Genomic DNA, 16,678 nt, shown 5'->3' on the forward strand with positions numbered 1-16,678 from the left:
TGTTTAATTTTCACTTTTTAAATAAATAGGGCGTGTATGACCTGGCCTATGTATAAATGTAATCATGGAATACATCCTGGATTGCACTTTTGGCATGGGTCATGTGAGTGAGCATGGAATGTCTTTTAACTTTGTCAACAATATAGGCATATCCTATATTGAAGGTTATATATTTTGATAAGGAGCGTGTTTTATCTATGAGCAAATTTAAAACCATGGATGGTAACGAAGCAGCTGGATGGGTATCCTATGCATTCACTGAAGTTGCCGCGATTTACCCGATTACGCCGTCTTCTCCTATGGCAGAACATGTCGATGATTGGGCTGCAGCAGGCATGAAAAACCTCTTTGGCAACACGGTCAAGGTCGTTGAAATGCAGTCTGAAGCTGGTGCAGCTGGTGCATTCCACGGTTCTTTACAGGCTGGCGCTTTGACAACTACATATACGGCTTCACAGGGCTTCCTGCTGATGATTCCGAATATGTACAAGGTTGCCGGTGAACTCCTTCCAGGTGTATTTCATGTTGCTGCCCGTGCATTGGCAAATCATGCATTGAGCATTTTCGGTGATCATCAGGACGTCATGTCCGCTCGTGCCAGCGGCTGCTGTCTTTTGGCGGAATCCAATGTACAGGAAGTTATGGATTTGGGCGGTGTAGCTCATCTGGCTGCATTGAAGGGTTCTTTGCCGTTCATCAACTTCTTTGATGGTTTCCGCACGTCTCACGAAATTCAAAAGGTCGAAGTCATGGACTTCGAAAATTTCCGTAAATTGATCGATTGGGATGCTGTCAAGGCATTCCGCAACCGTGCGCTGAATCCGGATAATCCGGAAATCCGCGGTACTGCTGAAAACCCGGACATTTATTTCCAGCATACAGAAGGTGCTAATAAATTGTATGACGCTATGCCGGATATCGTAGCTGACTACATGGATAAAATTTCTGAAATCACGGGCCGTACATACAAACCGTTCAACTACTATGGCGCTCCGGATGCGGAATATGTTGTCATTTCCATGGGTTCGCTGTCCGACGTTGCAAAACAGACTGTAGAATACCTGCTGAGTCAGGGTGAAAAAGTCGGTGCGATCAACGTGCATTTGTATCGTCCGTTCTCCAATAAATATCTGGCATCCGTTCTGCCTAAGACGGTCAAGAAAATTGCGGTTATCGACCGTACAAAAGAACCGGGCTCCCTCGGCGAACCACTGTACCTCGATATCGTAGGCTTTGTCAAAGAAGAAGGCCTGGATATCGACATCGTGGGCGGCCGTGCCGGTCTTGGCTCTAAAGACGTTCTGCCGGAAGATTTCCTTTCCGTATTCAGTGAACTCAAAAAAGCGCATCCTCTCAACGGCTTTACGCTTAGCATCGAAGACGACGTTACCAATTTGTCTCTGCCGCGTGCTCCGAAAATGCCGCTTGATACAACAGGTCTTACATCTTGCAAATTCTGGGGCTTCGGTTCTGACGGTACTGTCGGTGCCAATAAATCAGCTATCAAGATCATTGGTGACCATACCGATATGTATGCACAGGCATATTTTGCATATGATTCCAAGAAATCCGGCGGTGTAACGATTTCACATCTGCGTTTCGGTACCAAACCGATTGATATGCCGTATCTGATTGATGCAGCTGATTATATTGCCTGCCATCGTCAGTCTTATGTACAGCGCTTTGATCTCCTCCGCGGCATCAAAGACGGTGGTACATTCATGCTGAACTGCACCTGGTCTGATGAAGAACTGGAAAAGGAATTGCCGGCTAAGATCAAGCGTGCCATTGCTAAGCATCATGTTAAATTCTATACCTTGAACGGTGATGCTATCGGCCAGAAGCTGGGCTTGGGCACACGTATCAACATGGTTATGCAGTCTGCTTTCTTTGCTTTGGCAAAAGTTATTCCTGTTGAAGATGCAGTAAAATACTTGAAAGACTCCATCATTACCAACTATGGTAAGAAGGGTCAGAAAATTATTGATATGAACAACGGCGCTGTTGATGCAGGGGTTGAAGAATTCCATGAAGTCAAATACCCGGCTGCATGGGCTGACGCAGTGGATGAAGTTGTTGAAGGCCGTCCGGCTACGGAATACTTCACAAAAGTTGCTGCTCCGATACTCGGCCAGGTCGGCGACGATCTTCCTGTATCCGCATTCAACGAACGCCTGGATGGCACGATGCCTTCCGGTACGTCCAAATTTGAAAAAGCAGGTCCGGCGCTTCATGTTCCGTCCTGGAATAATGAAAAATGTATCGGCTGCCTGCAGTGCTCCTTTGTCTGCCCTCATGCAACGATTCGCCCGGTTCTGACGACGAAGGAAGAAACGGCCGCTGCTCCGGCAGGTTATAAAACCGCTGTCAAAGCTAAATCCGGCAAAGAATATGATCTGGCTATCGTAGTCGATCAGCTCGATTGCCTGGAATGCGGCAGCTGCGCAAATGTCTGCCCGGTACAGGCTCTTACGATGGTACCGAACAGCGATGAAGAACGCGCTAAGATGGACTTCTGGTATTATGGCACGGAAAAGGTAGCTCCCAAGGCTAATCCGCAGAACAAGAAAACCGTTATCGGCTCTCAGTTTGAAACCCCGCTTCTTGAATTCTCCGGCGCTTGCGCAGGCTGCGGCGAAACACCGTATGTCAAGGTTGTTACACAGCTCTTTGGTGATCGCATGATGATTGCCAATGCAACAGGCTGCTCCTCTATCTGGGGTGCTTCTGCTCCGGTTGCTCCGTATACAATGAATGCAGCTGGTCATGGTCCTGCATGGGCTAACAGCTTGTTTGAAGATGCGGCTGAATTTGGTCTTGGCATGTTCATGGGTGTTGACAAAGTACGTAAGGACTTGTTTGACAGCGTGGAACAGGCCAAAGCTGTGGCATCTCCCGAACTTCAGGCTGCTTTGAGTGATTGGGCTGCTAACCTGAATGAGGGCGAAGGTACTCGCGAACGTGCTGATAAATTGACGGCACTTCTGGAAGCTGAAGCTGCGGGAAAACCAATTCTTGAAGACTTCCTCGATAAGAAGCAGTTCTTCGTAAAACGTTCGCAGTGGATCATCGGTGGTGATGGCTGGTCCTATGATATCGGTTACGGCGGTGTTGACCACGTGCTGGCACAGGATCAGGACGTAAACATTCTCGTACTGGATACAGAAGTGTATTCCAATACAGGCGGCCAGTCCTCCAAAGCTACGCCATCCGCAGCTATTGCTCAGTTTGCTGCATCAGGCAAGCGGACGAAGAAAAAGGATCTCGGCATGATGGCTATTTCCTATGGTTACGTATATGTCGCTCAGACCGCTATGGGTGCTGATAAGAATCAGCTTATGAAGGCACTGACAGAAGCTGAAGCTTATCATGGTCCTTCCCTCGTTATCTGCTATGCGCCTTGCATCAATCATGGTATCCGTAAGGGCATGGGCAAGAGCCAGATGGAAGAAAAACTTGCTGTTGAATGCGGTTATTGGGATCTGTATCGTTACAACCCGGATCTCAAGGAAGCAGGCAAAAATCCGTTCAGTCTTGATTCCAAAGCTCCGGATTACAGCAAATTCCAGGAATTCCTACAGGGTGAAGTTCGTTATGCGTCCCTTAAGAAGGCCTTCCCGGAACAGGCTGATGCACTGTACGCTAAGACAGAATCGGATGCGAAAGCACGCCGTGACAGTTATGTACGTTTCCAAAAGGCATTTGCAGACTAATTGGTGTCTGACATGTATTGCCTGATTTGATATAAAGGAAAAGACTCCGTATACGTACGGGGTCTTTTTCTTTATGTAAAAAATAATCATTATATTTTAGACAGATGTAAAATAAATTTTCCTATATTTGCTAAGCTTTTAGTGAAAATATCTTTATTTTGAGAATAGAACGTGGTAGAATATGTGTAAGGTTATTGATAGTGATTATTTATGAGAATGGATAGTGGTATCATGCAAAAACGCTGGCATATGCTGCAGGCTGATAAAAAAATTATACAGGAATTGGTGGAACAGCTTCATATTTCACCGGTGCTGGCTCATGTTCTGGTCAATCGGGGCATAGAGACACCTGCAGGGGGATCACGATTTTTGTTTGATTCACTGGAAAAAACATATGATCCGTTTGCTATGAAGGGAATGGAACAGGCGGTGCAGCGGATCGGCCAGGCCATCGACAAGGGAGAGCGCATTACGATTTACGGTGATTACGACGTGGACGGCATTACGTCGACGTCGCTGCTGTATCAGGTGCTTTCTGATCTGGGAGCGGCGCCGTCCTTTTATATACCGGAACGGCAGGGCGAGGGCTATGGCCTTAATAGTGAGGCGCTGCAGCTGCTGGCAGACCGGCATACGGATCTTTTGATTACGGTGGATTGCGGTATTTCTTCTTATGATATAGTAAGCCAGGTTACCGATATGGATATTATCATCACAGATCATCATGAACCTCCGCAGGATATTCCGCCGGCCTATGCCGTTCTTAATCCTAAGCAGCCAGAGTGCCCGTATCCTTTTAAGGAACTGGCTGGGGTTGGTGTGGCATATAAAGTATGCCAGGCTCTGTGGTCCCGAAGACTGCATGATGCTTTGCCAGGCTATACGGAACTGGTGGCTTTGGGGACCATTGCCGATTTGGTGCCGCTTACTGATGAAAATCGAATTATTGTGCAGGATGGTCTCAGACGTATGCGCCAGGGACAGAATATAGGTATTCAGGCGCTGCTGAAGGCGGCTTCTCTTACGGGGGATGCCGTTTCGGCGGGCCGTATTGCCTTTACCGTGGCTCCCCGGCTTAATGCGGCCGGACGGATCAGCCATGCCGGGCAGGGTGTACGGCTGCTGCTGGAGTCCGATCCGGAGAAGGCGGCCCTGCTGGCAGACGAGCTCAGTGAATTGAACCGGGAACGACAGGAAATCGAGCATGATATTGCCCGGCAGGCCATCGCGCAGATCGAGCAGCAGGGGCGGCAATCAGATGGTGTTTTGATTGCATTTGGCTGCGACTGGCATGCTGGCGTTATCGGGATTGCGGCGTCACGGCTGGTAGAGAGATACTATAGGCCGTCTTTAGTCATCAGCGTTCATGATGGGATAGGGAAAGGATCATGCCGCAGCATCAGTGGTTTTAATATGTATGCCGCTCTGCAGTATGCCGGTGATCTGCTGATCCAATATGGCGGACATCCTATGGCGGCGGGTTTTTCTGTTCGGGAAACGGATATTGAAGCTTTCCGGCAGCGGCTGAATGAATATGCGGCGGCTCATATGACGGAGGAAGCCTATATTCCTTCTGTTTCCATCGACATGGAACTGAAACCTAAGCAGGTTACTCTAGAGCTGATCGCCGAATTAAGCCGTCTTGAGCCGTATGGTATGGGCAACAGCCGCCCTGTTTTTTCTCTTTACGGCAGTACGGTCGCAGAGATCAGGACTATGGGGCGGGATAAACAGCATCTTCGTATTACGGTTGCGGGCCGGGATCGGGCATATCTGTCCGGCGTAGGCTGGTCCATGGCAGAGCGCTGTGATAAAATCAGGAGCGGAGATAGCGTTGATCTGGCGTTTCAGTTGGAAAAAAATGAATTTAACGGCCGTTCGTCGCCGCAGCTGGTGCTGCAGGATATTCACGAGCCTGCGGCAGATGTACACCTTGACAGAACTATCATGATTGATATATATATGGCTTTAAAAAAATGTATCCCTGACTGGGGCATGCCGGTCCGGCAGCTGCAAACGCGCCTGCTGCCGGCAGAGTTTGACCGGTATGGTTCCCATACGATATATGCAGCTGTTTTGGTTCTGAAAGAGATCGGAGTGTTGAAGATTCGGCAGAATAGTGATGGTCCCGCGTATTATTTTCCGGTACTTCACGAAAAAATGTGTCTGCATATGTCGCCTACGTATAAGAAATACGGCAAGGTCTGAGGGGGATTTTTTATGGAATTTAATGATAAGGATAAAGCGTTTCAGCATTTGCTTGATACGATTCACAGTTATCAGCCGGAGGAGACTTGTGAAGATGTAAAAAAAGCGTATGCGTTAGCGGAAGAGGCCCACAAGGATCAGCGACGGGTCAGTGGTGAGCCGTATATTCTTCATCCACTGGCAGTCGCGCAGATTTTGGCTGAGATGCAGATAGATACCAAGACGATTACCGCTTCTTTGCTGCATGATGTTGTCGAGGATACCGCCTATACCTTGGAGGATGTGCAGAATTTATTCGGTAAAGAAGTAGCTTTTTTAGTCGATGGCGTCACTAAGCTGAGCCGTTTGGATTATCGTACCAAGGAGGATCAGCAGCTGAACAGCATGCGTAAAATGTTCCTGGCCATGGCCAAGGATGTGCGCGTTGTCGTTATCAAGCTGGCCGACCGGCTGCATAATATGCGGACGCTGCGGTATATGCGCAGTGATAAGCAGAAGCGGATCGCGCAGGAAACATTGGAGATTTTTGCTCCTTTGGCACATCGCTTAGGGATTTTCAATATTAAATGGGAACTGGAGGATTTATCCTTTCGGTATCTGGAACCCGATAAGTATTATGATTTAGTTGATCAAATGAAGCAAAAGCGTCACGTGCGTGAGGAAATTGTCAATGAAGCGATTGAAATACTGCAAAAGGCGCTGACGGATTCACATATTCAATTTGAAATTAATGGCCGGCCCAAGCATTTTTACAGCATTTATAAAAAGATGAAGAAGGATAATCGCGATTTGAGCCAGGTTTATGATTTATATGCTATCCGTGTTATCGTCAATACTGTGCAGGATTGCTATGGCGTCTTGGGAATTGTTCACAGCCTGTGGAAGCCGCTGCCCTACCGCTTCAAGGATTACATTGCCATGCCTAAGCCGAATAACTACCAATCACTGCATACGACGGTTATCGGTACACGGGGGCAGCCTGTGGAAATTCAGATCCGTACTTGGGAAATGCATCATGTTGCTGAGTATGGCGTTGCCGCTCATTGGCGGTATAAGGAAGGCAATGCGAATGCCGGTAAGAATGAATTTGATGAAAAGATGGGCTGGCTTCGGAATTTATTAGAGTGGCAGGATACGAGTAATCCGAAGGAATTTGTCAATGCATTGAAGCTGGATGCTTTTTCCGATGAAGTATTTGTATTTACTCCCCGCGGGGATGTAATTGATCTGCCGCAGGGGGCTATTCCGATTGATTTTGCGTATCGGATTCATACGGATGTAGGTCATCGGTGTGTGGGAGCCAAAATCAACGGCAAGATCGTGCCGCTGGATTATGCGTTGAAAAACGGCGACATTGTTGAAATTATTACCTCCAAGGTAGGAAAGCCCAGTCTGGACTGGCTCAAGATTGTGGGCAGCTCGGAAAGCCGTTCCAAAATACGAGGCTGGTTTAAGAAGGAAAACCGGGAGGATAATATACTTAAAGGCGCTGAAGCGCTTGAACGGGAATGCAAGCGTCTGGGCCATGACTGGAAGGCTCTTGACACGGCGGGCCGTCTGGCCCGTGTAGCCAAGCAGATGAATGCTGGTTCTGAGGATGATCTCATGGCAGCTGTGGGCTATGGCGGTTTTGCCGTCAATACGGTCCTTATCAAGCTGCTGGAGCTGCACAAAAAGGATGTGCAGAAACAGGAGGAAAAAAGTAATTTAGCCACGATTGAAAAGCTCAAGCCGAGAAAAACGGTCAAGCGGAACGGTACGGGCATTCTTGTTAAGGGCGAACCGGGTCTGCTCGTACGGCTGGCTAAATGCTGCAGCCCCGTACCGGGCGATCCCATCATTGGCTTTATCACACGGGGACGGGGGGTATCCGTCCATCGTGCGGACTGTACCAATATCAGCAACAGTCAGAATGATGTGGATCGCCTTATCGATGTCGAGTGGGATTATGGCGGTACTGAAACATTTGAAGTCAATATGGAAATTGTTGCGTATGACCGTACGGGTATTATGGCGGAGATCATGGCGGCGCTGGCCGAAATGAAAATTTCTGTTCTCAGTGTCAATGCCAAGGTCAACGATACAAAGAATGTGACAATTCATTTGGGGGTCAGTATTAAGGATTTGGCACAATTTGAGTTTGTTGCGACGAAGATTCGCCGGCTGAAGGATGTATATACCGTAGATAGGTATACAGGAGGTCAATAATGAGAGCAGTAGTACAACGGACGCTTTCTTCCAGCGTTACGTCTGAGGGAGTGGAGACAGGCCGTGCCGGCGCTGGCCTGACGGTTCTCCTCGGTGTAGCCAATGAGGATGATGAAAAAGACGCGCAGTACATGGCCGATAAAATCGTCCATATGCGTATTTTTGAAGATGATCAGGGCAAGCTGAATCGGTCACTGCTGGATATAGGTGGGGATATGTTGATTGTTTCGCAGTTTACCCTGTATGGGGATGTCCGTCATGGCCGGCGCCCCGGATTTGTGCAGGCCGCACCGCCGGTACTGGCGGAGACGCTGTATGAACAGTTTGTGGCTTGTGTTGAAGACATGGGAATCCGTACAGCCAGTGGCCGTTTCCGGACGGAAATGGTGGTGTCATTGGAGAATTACGGACCCGTAACGCTGTTAGTCGACAGTAAGAAAGTGTTTTAAGGAGGGATTTATATGAGCATGAAATATATGACAATGATGCTGGGACCGATTATGACGAACTGCTACATTGTCTATGACAGTGAAACGAAGGATGCGATGGTCATTGATCCCGCTTGGGATTATGAAAAAATAGATCAGGCGTTGGGAGATCATCAGTTGAAGCTGCAGCTTATTTTCTTGACCCATGGACATGCCGATCATATCGGCGCGCTGCAGGAGCTGCGCAATTACAAGCACGTCCCGGTGTACATCGGTGAAGGTGATGTGGATTTGATTTCCAATTCCCGGAATAATCTTTCTGCTTTTATGGGAAAGCCTATTGAATGCACGTCGCCGGATCATATTGTCCATGATGGGGAAACCTTACAGCTGGGGAACCTGACTTTTACCATCCTCGAAACGCCGGGGCATACGCCGGGCGGGCTCAGCCTGTATGGAGGCGGCGTTGTATTTTCCGGTGATACGCTGTTCCGGTATTCTGTGGGAAGAACGGATCTGTACGGCGGGTCTACGGCGACTCTCATCGACAGCATCCATCGTAAACTGATGACGCTGCCTGATGATACGGTTGTACTGCCCGGTCATGGTCCGGCGACACAGATAGGGGAAGAGCGAAGAAATAATCCGTATTTAGACGGAGGATGGTAGGATATGGCCATGTATAAGGAATCGCAGTTTTGGCTGCGGATCGTTCTGGCGGTCCTGGCCGGCGCATTGTTTTTGTCTGTTCACGCCATCTATTGGCCGATTATTATCTCTCTTATTCTTACTTTCATCCTGATGCCGCTGCGGGATTTGGTTATCAGAGTGCTGAAGAGGATAACGCGGCGGCAGGTGCCGGTGGATATCGCGATTCTTCTTTCGTTTTTTATCTTGATTATCATTATTACAGGGGTGACCAATATTATTTTGAGACCGTTGGTCGTGCAGGTCAATTTACTGGCGGCCAACTTCAATAATTTGGTAGCACAGACCGCAGCCCTGGCGGCGCATTTGGAAAACGAACAGACGCAGTTTTACATTCCCGATCAGGTAAAGGCGATTATTAATGATGCCTTTGTCAAGATTGGTAATTATGGAGCTGACGGCGTGTCCAGTCTGATCAAGTCTGTTTTTGTAATTGCCGGTACGGTTGTTGAGTTTTTTGTTGTGCCGTTTATTACTTTTTATTTTATGAAGGATGGCGGGCGCATGATACATTCTTTTGTGCGCTTATATCCGGAAGGCTACCAGTCTCAGCTGAACGAAGTGTTCAAGGAAATTCAGCTTGTGCTGAGCCGGTATATCCGGGGGCAGATTATTATGAGCTGCATTATTGCTGTTTTGACCTTTGTGGGAATGTGGATTATGGGAGTTCCCTATCCTATGGTTATTGCGCTTCTGGCGGCCATTACGGAATGGATTCCTATCGTGGGACCTATTGTGGGTGCGATCCCGGCTATTTTGCTGGGGGCTACCGTAGATTTGACTCTGTCTGCCAAGGTGTTGGTTTTTTATATCGTCATCCAGCAGATAGATAGTCATCTTATTATGCCCCAGGTTATGGGGGCTGTTATCAGCTTGCACCCGGTCGTCATTGTCATTGCGCTTCTTATCGGAGGCACTCTCTTTGGCGTGGCCGGCATGATCCTGACCGTTCCTGTGACAGCAGTGCTGCAAATCATATGCAAGCATTTATGGTTCTATAGTTTATACAAAGAAAAGGCGATGAATGTAAATGGAAACAAATAAAGAAGAAATCATGAAAATTATGATGAAGCGCATGAAGGATAAGATCAAGGATAAAAAGTATAAAATGACCTCACAGCGACAGGTGATTCTGCGAGCTTTTGTAGAAAGCTCTATACGGCACATGAGCGCTGAAGAGGTATTTGAAATGGTGAAAAAAATCGCTCCGGATATCGGTTTGGCAACAGTATACCGGACGCTTGATTTATTTACTGTCATGGATCTTTTGAAAAAGCTTGATTTTGATGATGGCTGCAGCCGTTATGAATTAAACGATCGTGATGATGAAGGTCATTTTCATCATCATCTTATCTGCCTGGGCTGCGGCAAGGTATGGGAATGCCAGGACGATTTACTGGAAACGCTCGAGTCTATTTTGCAGAAACGCCTGCATTTTCATACGATAGATCATCAGCTGAAGGTCTATGGATATTGCGAAGAATGTGAAAAGAAACGGGAAGCTGAACAGCAGGCAGCTCAGCTCGAACATGACCGCTGAGAAAGAAGATCAGACCTATGTATATACGGGTCCGGCTGAATATCATTCTTTAATAGGTCAAATCATGGCTGCTCTCGGTTACATCGGCGGGCATGAGTCAAAGGTTGCCGGCGCAGCGATCCAACTCCGGCGGCGGGAGGATGGAAGGTGGCTTTTATCCTGCACCTATGGCGGAAAAACGGAGGCATGGCAGTCAGAGGCCGTGCTTTTTCGTTCCGGCCACGAACGCTCGGATATGAAGGATTGCCTGCTGCACTGGCATCATCGTTTTACCGGCGGGCCGCAAAGTCCATGGGGAACCCTGATCGGAGTGCGTCCGACCAAGCTGGCTCATCATTTGATGGATAGGGGAATGGGGGCGCAGGAGGCTGGAGCCGTCCTGCGCCGTTCCTATGGCGTGGCAGTGCCGACTGCCCGGTTTATTGCCCGTATGGCGGCGCTGCAGCGGCCATATGTAACGGATTGCCGTAAAGAGGCAGCTCTGTATATCGGCATTCCCTATTGTCCCAGCCATTGTTTATACTGTTCCTTCCCTTCACGCCTGATCGGTGCGGCGAGGCCGTCATTTCTAGAGGCTTTTGCTGCTGCTGTGGAAGCAGATATTGAGGATATACAGCAGTTATGTATGGACTATGGACTGCATGTACGTACTATATATGTAGGCGGCGGCACGCCTACGTGTCTGCCGCTGCCGGCGCTGAGACGCATCCTGAAGGCTGCGGACAGAGCCTTTTCTCCAGTCGAGGAGTGGACTGTCGAGGCAGGTCGTCCCGATACGGCAGCAGATGATATGCTGTGTCTGCTGCGGGAATGCGGCGCCGATAGGATTAGTGTCAATCCGCAGACCATGCAGCAGTCTGTTTTGGATGCCCTGGGGCGATGTCATCGCGTGGAGGACGTTTACCGGATGTATGAGGACTGCCGGGCTATCGGCTTTCGGACTGTCAATATGGATTTTATTGCGGGGCTTCCCGGGCAAACCCTCAGGGATATGCAGGAAAATATGGAAATTGTTTGCCAACTGCACCCAGAAAATGTTACAATTCATACGTTGGCATTAAAAAAGAAGGCACCTTTATTTCACCATCCTCTGCGACAGCAGATTCCGCCTTCCGAGACGGTGGGCCGTATGCTGGCGGTGTGCAGCCAGGGGCTGCAGAAAGCTGGCTATATACCTTATTATATGTACCGTCAAAAATATATGGCGGCAAGTTTTGCCAATGTCGGATATGCATTGCCGGGATATATCGGCAGATATAATATCGAGATGATGGAGGAACGGCAGACCATACTGGCAGCCGGGCCCGGCAGCGCGACCAAATTTATTTGCGTTGACGGGCATAGTCTGAAAAAAGTATATATGCCTAAAGACGTCGATACATATATGCAGGTTCTGCGGGAACGAATGAAGCAGCGCCGGCATTTGTGTTCTATCATATATGGAGGAGAGGATTGATAATGGCAATTACTGCACCTAGAGGTACGCAGGATTTCCTGCCGGAACAAACTGCGGAATGGCAGCTTCTGGAACGGAAAATACGTCAGATTTGCTCGCTCTATGGATTTGGCGAGATTCGTACCCCCTTGTTTGAAAGTACAGAGTTATTTTTGCGCGGCATCGGAGAAACGACCGATGTCGTTACCAAGGAAATGTATACATTTAATGACCGCGGCGGCCGCAGCATGACACTCCGGCCGGAAAACACGGCTTCGGTCGTACGGGCTTTTCTGGAGCATAAATTGTACGGAGATCCCCAGGTACATAAGTTTTATTATATGGGGCCTATGTTCCGGCATGATCGCCCGCAGGCAGGCCGGTACCGTCAGTTTAATCAGTTTGGCGTGGAGGAAATAGGCTCCAGGGATCCGGCTGTTGATGCAGAAATTATTGCGATGGCCTTTCAGTTATTTCGGGAACTGGGTCTGACTGATCTGGATCTGCACCTGAATTCTGTAGGGTGCCCCAAATGCCGGCCGGTATATCGTCAAAAACTGATCGAATTCTATGCTGATAAAAAAGATATGCTGTGCGACGACTGTAAAGCCCGACTGGATAAAAATCCTCTGCGAGTGCTGGACTGCAAGGAAGAAGGCTGTAAACAAGCGTCTGTCGGTGTGCCGGAGCTGACCGATAATCTCTGTGATGACTGCCGTGACCATTTTACCAAGGTACAGCAGTATCTGACGGCGGTGGGAATTCCTTTTACGCTGGATCCCCGTCTGGTCCGTGGTCTGGATTACTATACGAATACGGCTTTTGAAATCATGTATGCGCCTCTCGGCGCCCAGAGTACGGTTTGCGGCGGCGGTCGCTACGATGGTCTGATCGAAGAGGTCGGCGGACCGTCTACGCCGGGAATTGGCTTTGCCATCGGTATGGAACGGCTCCTGCTTACTTTGAAGGAGCAGGGACTGCTGCCGCCGCCGCAGCGCAAGCGTCCCGTATTTATTGTGGCTTTGGGAGATGCGGCAAAGACTGCCGCTTTTACTATTCAGCAGCAGCTCCGTGAAAAGGGCATATATGCAGAAATAGATCTGATGGGCCGCAGCATGAAAGGGCAGATGAAGTCGGCTAATAAGCTGGAAGCGGATTACACCGTTATTATCGGCGAAGATGAGCTGGCCGGCGGCCAGGTTCAGGTGCGTGATATGAATACAAAGGAACAGCTCAGCATCCCCATGAACGGGATCATTGAATACATGGAAACACATAAGAAGGGATGATTAACTAATGGATACAATGGAAGGATTACACCGCTCGCAATACTGCGCAGAGGTCAGTGAAGCGGATAATGGCAAAGAGGTCGTTTTATGCGGCTGGGTCGAACGGCGGCGCGACCACGGCGGATTGATTTTTATTGATCTCCGGGATCGCACGGGCATCGTCCAGGTCGTTGCGTCTCCGGACTATGAAACGGTGTCTTTCAAAAAAGCGGAACAGGTCCGCACGGAATATGTTCTCGTTGTCCGCGGCGTAGTCCGCATGCGGGATACGGATACGGTCAATCCGAAAATGAAGACCGGTACGATTGAAATCCGCTGTGAAGAACTGCGTATCCTTAATTCTTCCAAGACCCCGCCGTTCTATATTGAAGATAATATAGATGTTGATGAAAAAATCCGTCTCAAATACCGGTATCTGGATCTGCGCCGTCCGGAAATGCAGAATAACCTTATTATGCGTCATAAGGTCAAGCATGCGATGCGTACCTTCCTGAACGAACATGGCTTTATCGATATTGAAACTCCAGAATTGTGCAAAAGCACACCGGAGGGCGCTCGTGACTATCTGGTTCCGAGCCGTGTCAATGACGGTAAATTTTATGCGCTGCCACAGTCGCCGCAGATTTTCAAGCAGCTTCTCATGATTTCCGGCATGGACCGCTATTATCAGATTGCCCGCTGTTTCCGTGACGAAGATCTCCGTGCTGATCGTCAGCCGGAATTTACGCAGCTGGATATGGAAATGTCCTTCATGAATCAGGAAGATATTTTGCTCCTTGTTGAACAGATGGTGCATTATATTTTTAAGGAAACACTGGGCCATGACGTAGCACTTCCCATTCACCGCATGACTTGGGACTATGCTATGGAAAATTATGGGTCTGATAAGCCGGATATTCGATTTGATATGAAGTTTACGGATATTACGGACCTTGTCCGGGATACGGAATTCAAGGTGTTCCGCAGCGTTGTCGACAACGGCGGTCAGGTAAAAGCTATCAATGTCAAAGGCTATGCAGGCATTCCCCGGCGTGAACTGGACGGTCTTGTGGAATACGTCAATGCCTATGGCGCCAAGGGGCTGGCCTGGATATGCTTCATGGAAGACGGCACACTGAAATCTCAGGTCAAGAAGTTCCTCGGCGAAGAGACTTTGCAGGCAATCGGTGAAAAATGCGGCAGTCAAACCGGTGACTTAGTACTGATGATTGCTGATAAGCCGGCTGTCGTAGCTGCGTCTCTCGGCGAACTGCGCAAGGAAATGGGCCGCCGTACAAACAGTATTGACGAAAATAAATTTGCCTTCACTTGGGTTGTTGATTTCCCTATGTTTGAATACAGCGAAGAAGAAAAACGCTATGTCGCTATGCATCATCCCTTTACGGCGATTCGCGATGAAGACCTGGATAAGCTGGAAACCGATCCCGGTCACGTCTATGCTAAAGCCTATGATTTAGTGCTGAACGGGGTGGAATTGGGCGGCGGCTCTCTGCGTATTTACCAGCAGGATATTCAGCAGCGCGTATTTAAGGCTATCGGTCTGACACCGGAAGAAGCGGATCAGAAATTTGGCTTTCTGCTGCGTGCTTTTGAATTCGGGGCACCGCCTCACGGTGGGCTGGCCTTTGGCCTGGATCGCATGATTATGCTGATGCTTAAACGCAAATCCATCCGTGACGTCATCGCGTTCCCTAAGACGCAGAATGCTATTGATCCCATGAGTGAAGCGCCGTCGGAAGTGACTAAGAAACAGCTTCATGAATTGCATATTCAGCTTGAAGAAGACTTGGTTAAGAAATAAATCGTATATGCAGCAAAAAAGGTATCGGAAATATTTCCGATACCTTTTTTGTTGGTAATGTTGTAGAATAGAAGGCAGTAAAGAAAAAACGACAGCAGTGAAAGGGGTGATCTGCGACGGCAGCGCTCCGTTCACTGCCGAATTATAAATTAAGGAGCAGGGGAAATTATGCATATTCATTATATAAAGGCCGATCCAAGCGGCAACACGACAATTTTTGTGTTTGATACAATAGCCGCAGCGCAGCGCAGTATTGTAGCGGCAGAGCTGCTGCGGCCGGAGTGCATCGGTGCTGAACAGGTCGCATATATATCCGTTCCGGAGAAGAGAGAGGAGCCCATCCGTATCGATATGATGGGTGGTGAATTTTGCGGCAATGCATCACGTTCTGCGGCGGCCTATGTCCTGATGCAGGATCAACAGGAATGGGGGAATTATTTGGTATCTTGTTCCGGGTGTGATACGGTACTGGCCGCTCATGCCCGCCGTCGCGGCGAGGGGATTTTTGACGCGTTCATCGCTATGCCCTTACCTGAGGCGGTGGAGGCCGTTATTATTGAGGTGGACGGCCTGCCCAGCCGATTCTTTCGTGTGGCCCTGCCGGGTATTGTTCATTTTGTTCACATGGTTACGGGGATAGATCGGATTGACAAGGAAGTCTTTTGGAAGGCTGTCTGCAGCTATGCGGCAGATGAAGCATTAGCGGCCTTTGGTCTCATTTTGTTTGATCCGTCGCAGCTGAAAATGATTCCTGCTGTGTATGTGACGGCGACGGATACTCTGTATTGGGAACAGAGCTGCGGTTCCGGGTCGGCTGCGGTGGCTGCGGCTCTGGCCTGCATGGGAAAGAAAAATGTATCCTGCCGCATCCGGCAGCCGGGAGGAGTCATTGAAATTACCGCTTCCTGGGCAGCGGATGGCTTGAAGAGTATTTATATCGGTGGCCCTGTGACCTTTAATGTACCGGGAGATATTTGGCTCGATATATAGGACAATAGCGCGGCAGAAAAAAGCTTTTTGATAGAAAAAAGGTTTTCCGGCGTATTATTTTTTTATTGAGGCGGCCGCGGAGAAAAAGCAATGGCGGAATGGAGGAGGCGGACTTAGTGTAAAATAGTTCTCGGTAAGATATTGCAAAAAAAAGAAAAGACCTAGATAATAGATATATTGCCTAGCCAGCAAAATATATCACAACCGAAGGTCTTCTCATGGAATATATTATAGCAGAAATTATCAAAACAATAAAGGAATCCGATACCGCGATCATACGCGAAACAAAATTATTGCAGCTGTTTATGCGGATTTTCACAGAGGCACTGGTTTGTGCGTTAGAAATCATGGATACAGA

11 protein-coding genes are annotated in these 16,678 nt (G+C 48.7%); all 11 read left to right on the top strand.

The annotated features are described in order from the left end of the window. Positions 1–197 precede the first annotated feature (197 nt). The 11 genes from nifJ (at position 198) to AB840_RS10495 (ending at position 16,320) form a co-directional block, all read left to right on the top strand. Positions 198–3,713: a pyruvate:ferredoxin (flavodoxin) oxidoreductase gene (gene nifJ, locus AB840_RS10445; RefSeq protein ID WP_048514790.1), complete on the top strand. Its 3,516-nt coding sequence runs from the start codon at positions 198–200 to the stop codon at positions 3,711–3,713. A 231-nt stretch (positions 3,714–3,944) separates the two neighbouring features. Further along, entirely contained in the window at positions 3,945–5,921 is a 1,977-nt protein-coding gene (recJ, locus tag AB840_RS10450; RefSeq protein WP_048514791.1) for a single-stranded-DNA-specific exonuclease RecJ, read from the top strand. A 12-nt stretch (positions 5,922–5,933) separates the two neighbouring features. Then, positions 5,934–8,129: a RelA/SpoT family protein gene (locus AB840_RS10455; RefSeq protein ID WP_048514792.1), complete on the top strand. Its 2,196-nt coding sequence runs from the start codon at positions 5,934–5,936 to the stop codon at positions 8,127–8,129. Further along, on the top strand, positions 8,129–8,578 hold the full coding sequence (dtd, locus tag AB840_RS10460; protein ID WP_048514793.1) for a D-aminoacyl-tRNA deacylase: 450 nt from the start codon (positions 8,129–8,131) through the stop codon (positions 8,576–8,578). Before AB840_RS10455 ends, dtd begins: the two co-directional genes overlap by 1 nt. A gap of 12 nt (positions 8,579–8,590) precedes the next feature. After that, positions 8,591–9,226: an MBL fold metallo-hydrolase gene (locus tag AB840_RS10465; protein WP_048514794.1), complete on the top strand. Its 636-nt coding sequence runs from the start codon at positions 8,591–8,593 to the stop codon at positions 9,224–9,226. Between the two features lie 3 nt (positions 9,227–9,229). After that, positions 9,230–10,309 (top strand): AI-2E family transporter, encoded by a 1,080-nt coding sequence (locus AB840_RS10470; protein WP_048514795.1) that lies wholly within the window; start codon positions 9,230–9,232, stop codon positions 10,307–10,309. Beyond that, the gene (locus AB840_RS10475; RefSeq protein WP_048514796.1) at positions 10,296–10,805 is read left to right on the top strand and encodes a Fur family transcriptional regulator; all 510 of its coding nucleotides are present in this window, start codon (positions 10,296–10,298) and stop codon (positions 10,803–10,805) included. The genes AB840_RS10470 and AB840_RS10475 overlap by 14 nt, the downstream gene beginning before the upstream one ends. Further along, complete coding sequence (hemZ, locus tag AB840_RS10480; protein ID WP_234984871.1) at positions 10,732–12,261, top strand: coproporphyrinogen dehydrogenase HemZ; 1,530 nt, start codon at positions 10,732–10,734, stop codon at positions 12,259–12,261. Before AB840_RS10475 ends, hemZ begins: the two co-directional genes overlap by 74 nt. Positions 12,262–12,263: 2 nt before the next feature. Continuing rightward, positions 12,264–13,529, top strand: coding sequence for a histidine--tRNA ligase (gene hisS / locus AB840_RS10485; RefSeq protein ID WP_048514798.1), 1,266 nt, complete (start codon positions 12,264–12,266; stop codon positions 13,527–13,529). Between the two features lie 7 nt (positions 13,530–13,536). After that, positions 13,537–15,330, top strand: a complete 1,794-nt coding sequence (gene aspS, locus AB840_RS10490) for an aspartate--tRNA ligase (protein ID WP_048514799.1) — start codon at positions 13,537–13,539, stop codon at positions 15,328–15,330. Positions 15,331–15,498: 168 nt separating this feature from the next. Continuing rightward, positions 15,499–16,320, top strand: coding sequence for a hypothetical protein (locus AB840_RS10495; protein ID WP_048514800.1), 822 nt, complete (start codon positions 15,499–15,501; stop codon positions 16,318–16,320). Positions 16,321–16,678: the final 358 nt, after the last annotated feature.

The organism is Megasphaera cerevisiae DSM 20462 (genome assembly GCF_001045675.1).
GTDB lineage: Bacteria > Bacillota > Negativicutes > Veillonellales > Megasphaeraceae > Megasphaera > Megasphaera cerevisiae.

Bases quoted from the DNA above. Each gene is read 5' to 3' on its own strand.
- nifJ (WP_048514790.1), top strand. From the start codon at position 198: ATGAGCAAATTTAAAACCATGGATGGTAACGAAGCAGCTGGATGGGTA.
- recJ (WP_048514791.1), top strand. From the start codon at position 3,945: ATGCAAAAACGCTGGCATATGCTGCAGGCTGATAAAAAAATTATACAG.
- AB840_RS10455 (WP_048514792.1), top strand. From the start codon at position 5,934: ATGGAATTTAATGATAAGGATAAAGCGTTTCAGCATTTGCTTGATACG.
- dtd (WP_048514793.1), top strand. From the start codon at position 8,129: ATGAGAGCAGTAGTACAACGGACGCTTTCTTCCAGCGTTACGTCTGAG.
- AB840_RS10465 (WP_048514794.1), top strand. From the start codon at position 8,591: ATGAGCATGAAATATATGACAATGATGCTGGGACCGATTATGACGAAC.
- AB840_RS10470 (WP_048514795.1), top strand. From the start codon at position 9,230: ATGGCCATGTATAAGGAATCGCAGTTTTGGCTGCGGATCGTTCTGGCG.
- AB840_RS10475 (WP_048514796.1), top strand. From the start codon at position 10,296: ATGGAAACAAATAAAGAAGAAATCATGAAAATTATGATGAAGCGCATG.
- hemZ (WP_234984871.1), top strand. From the start codon at position 10,732: ATGGATATTGCGAAGAATGTGAAAAGAAACGGGAAGCTGAACAGCAGG.
- hisS (WP_048514798.1), top strand. From the start codon at position 12,264: ATGGCAATTACTGCACCTAGAGGTACGCAGGATTTCCTGCCGGAACAA.
- aspS (WP_048514799.1), top strand. From the start codon at position 13,537: ATGGATACAATGGAAGGATTACACCGCTCGCAATACTGCGCAGAGGTC.
- AB840_RS10495 (WP_048514800.1), top strand. From the start codon at position 15,499: ATGCATATTCATTATATAAAGGCCGATCCAAGCGGCAACACGACAATT.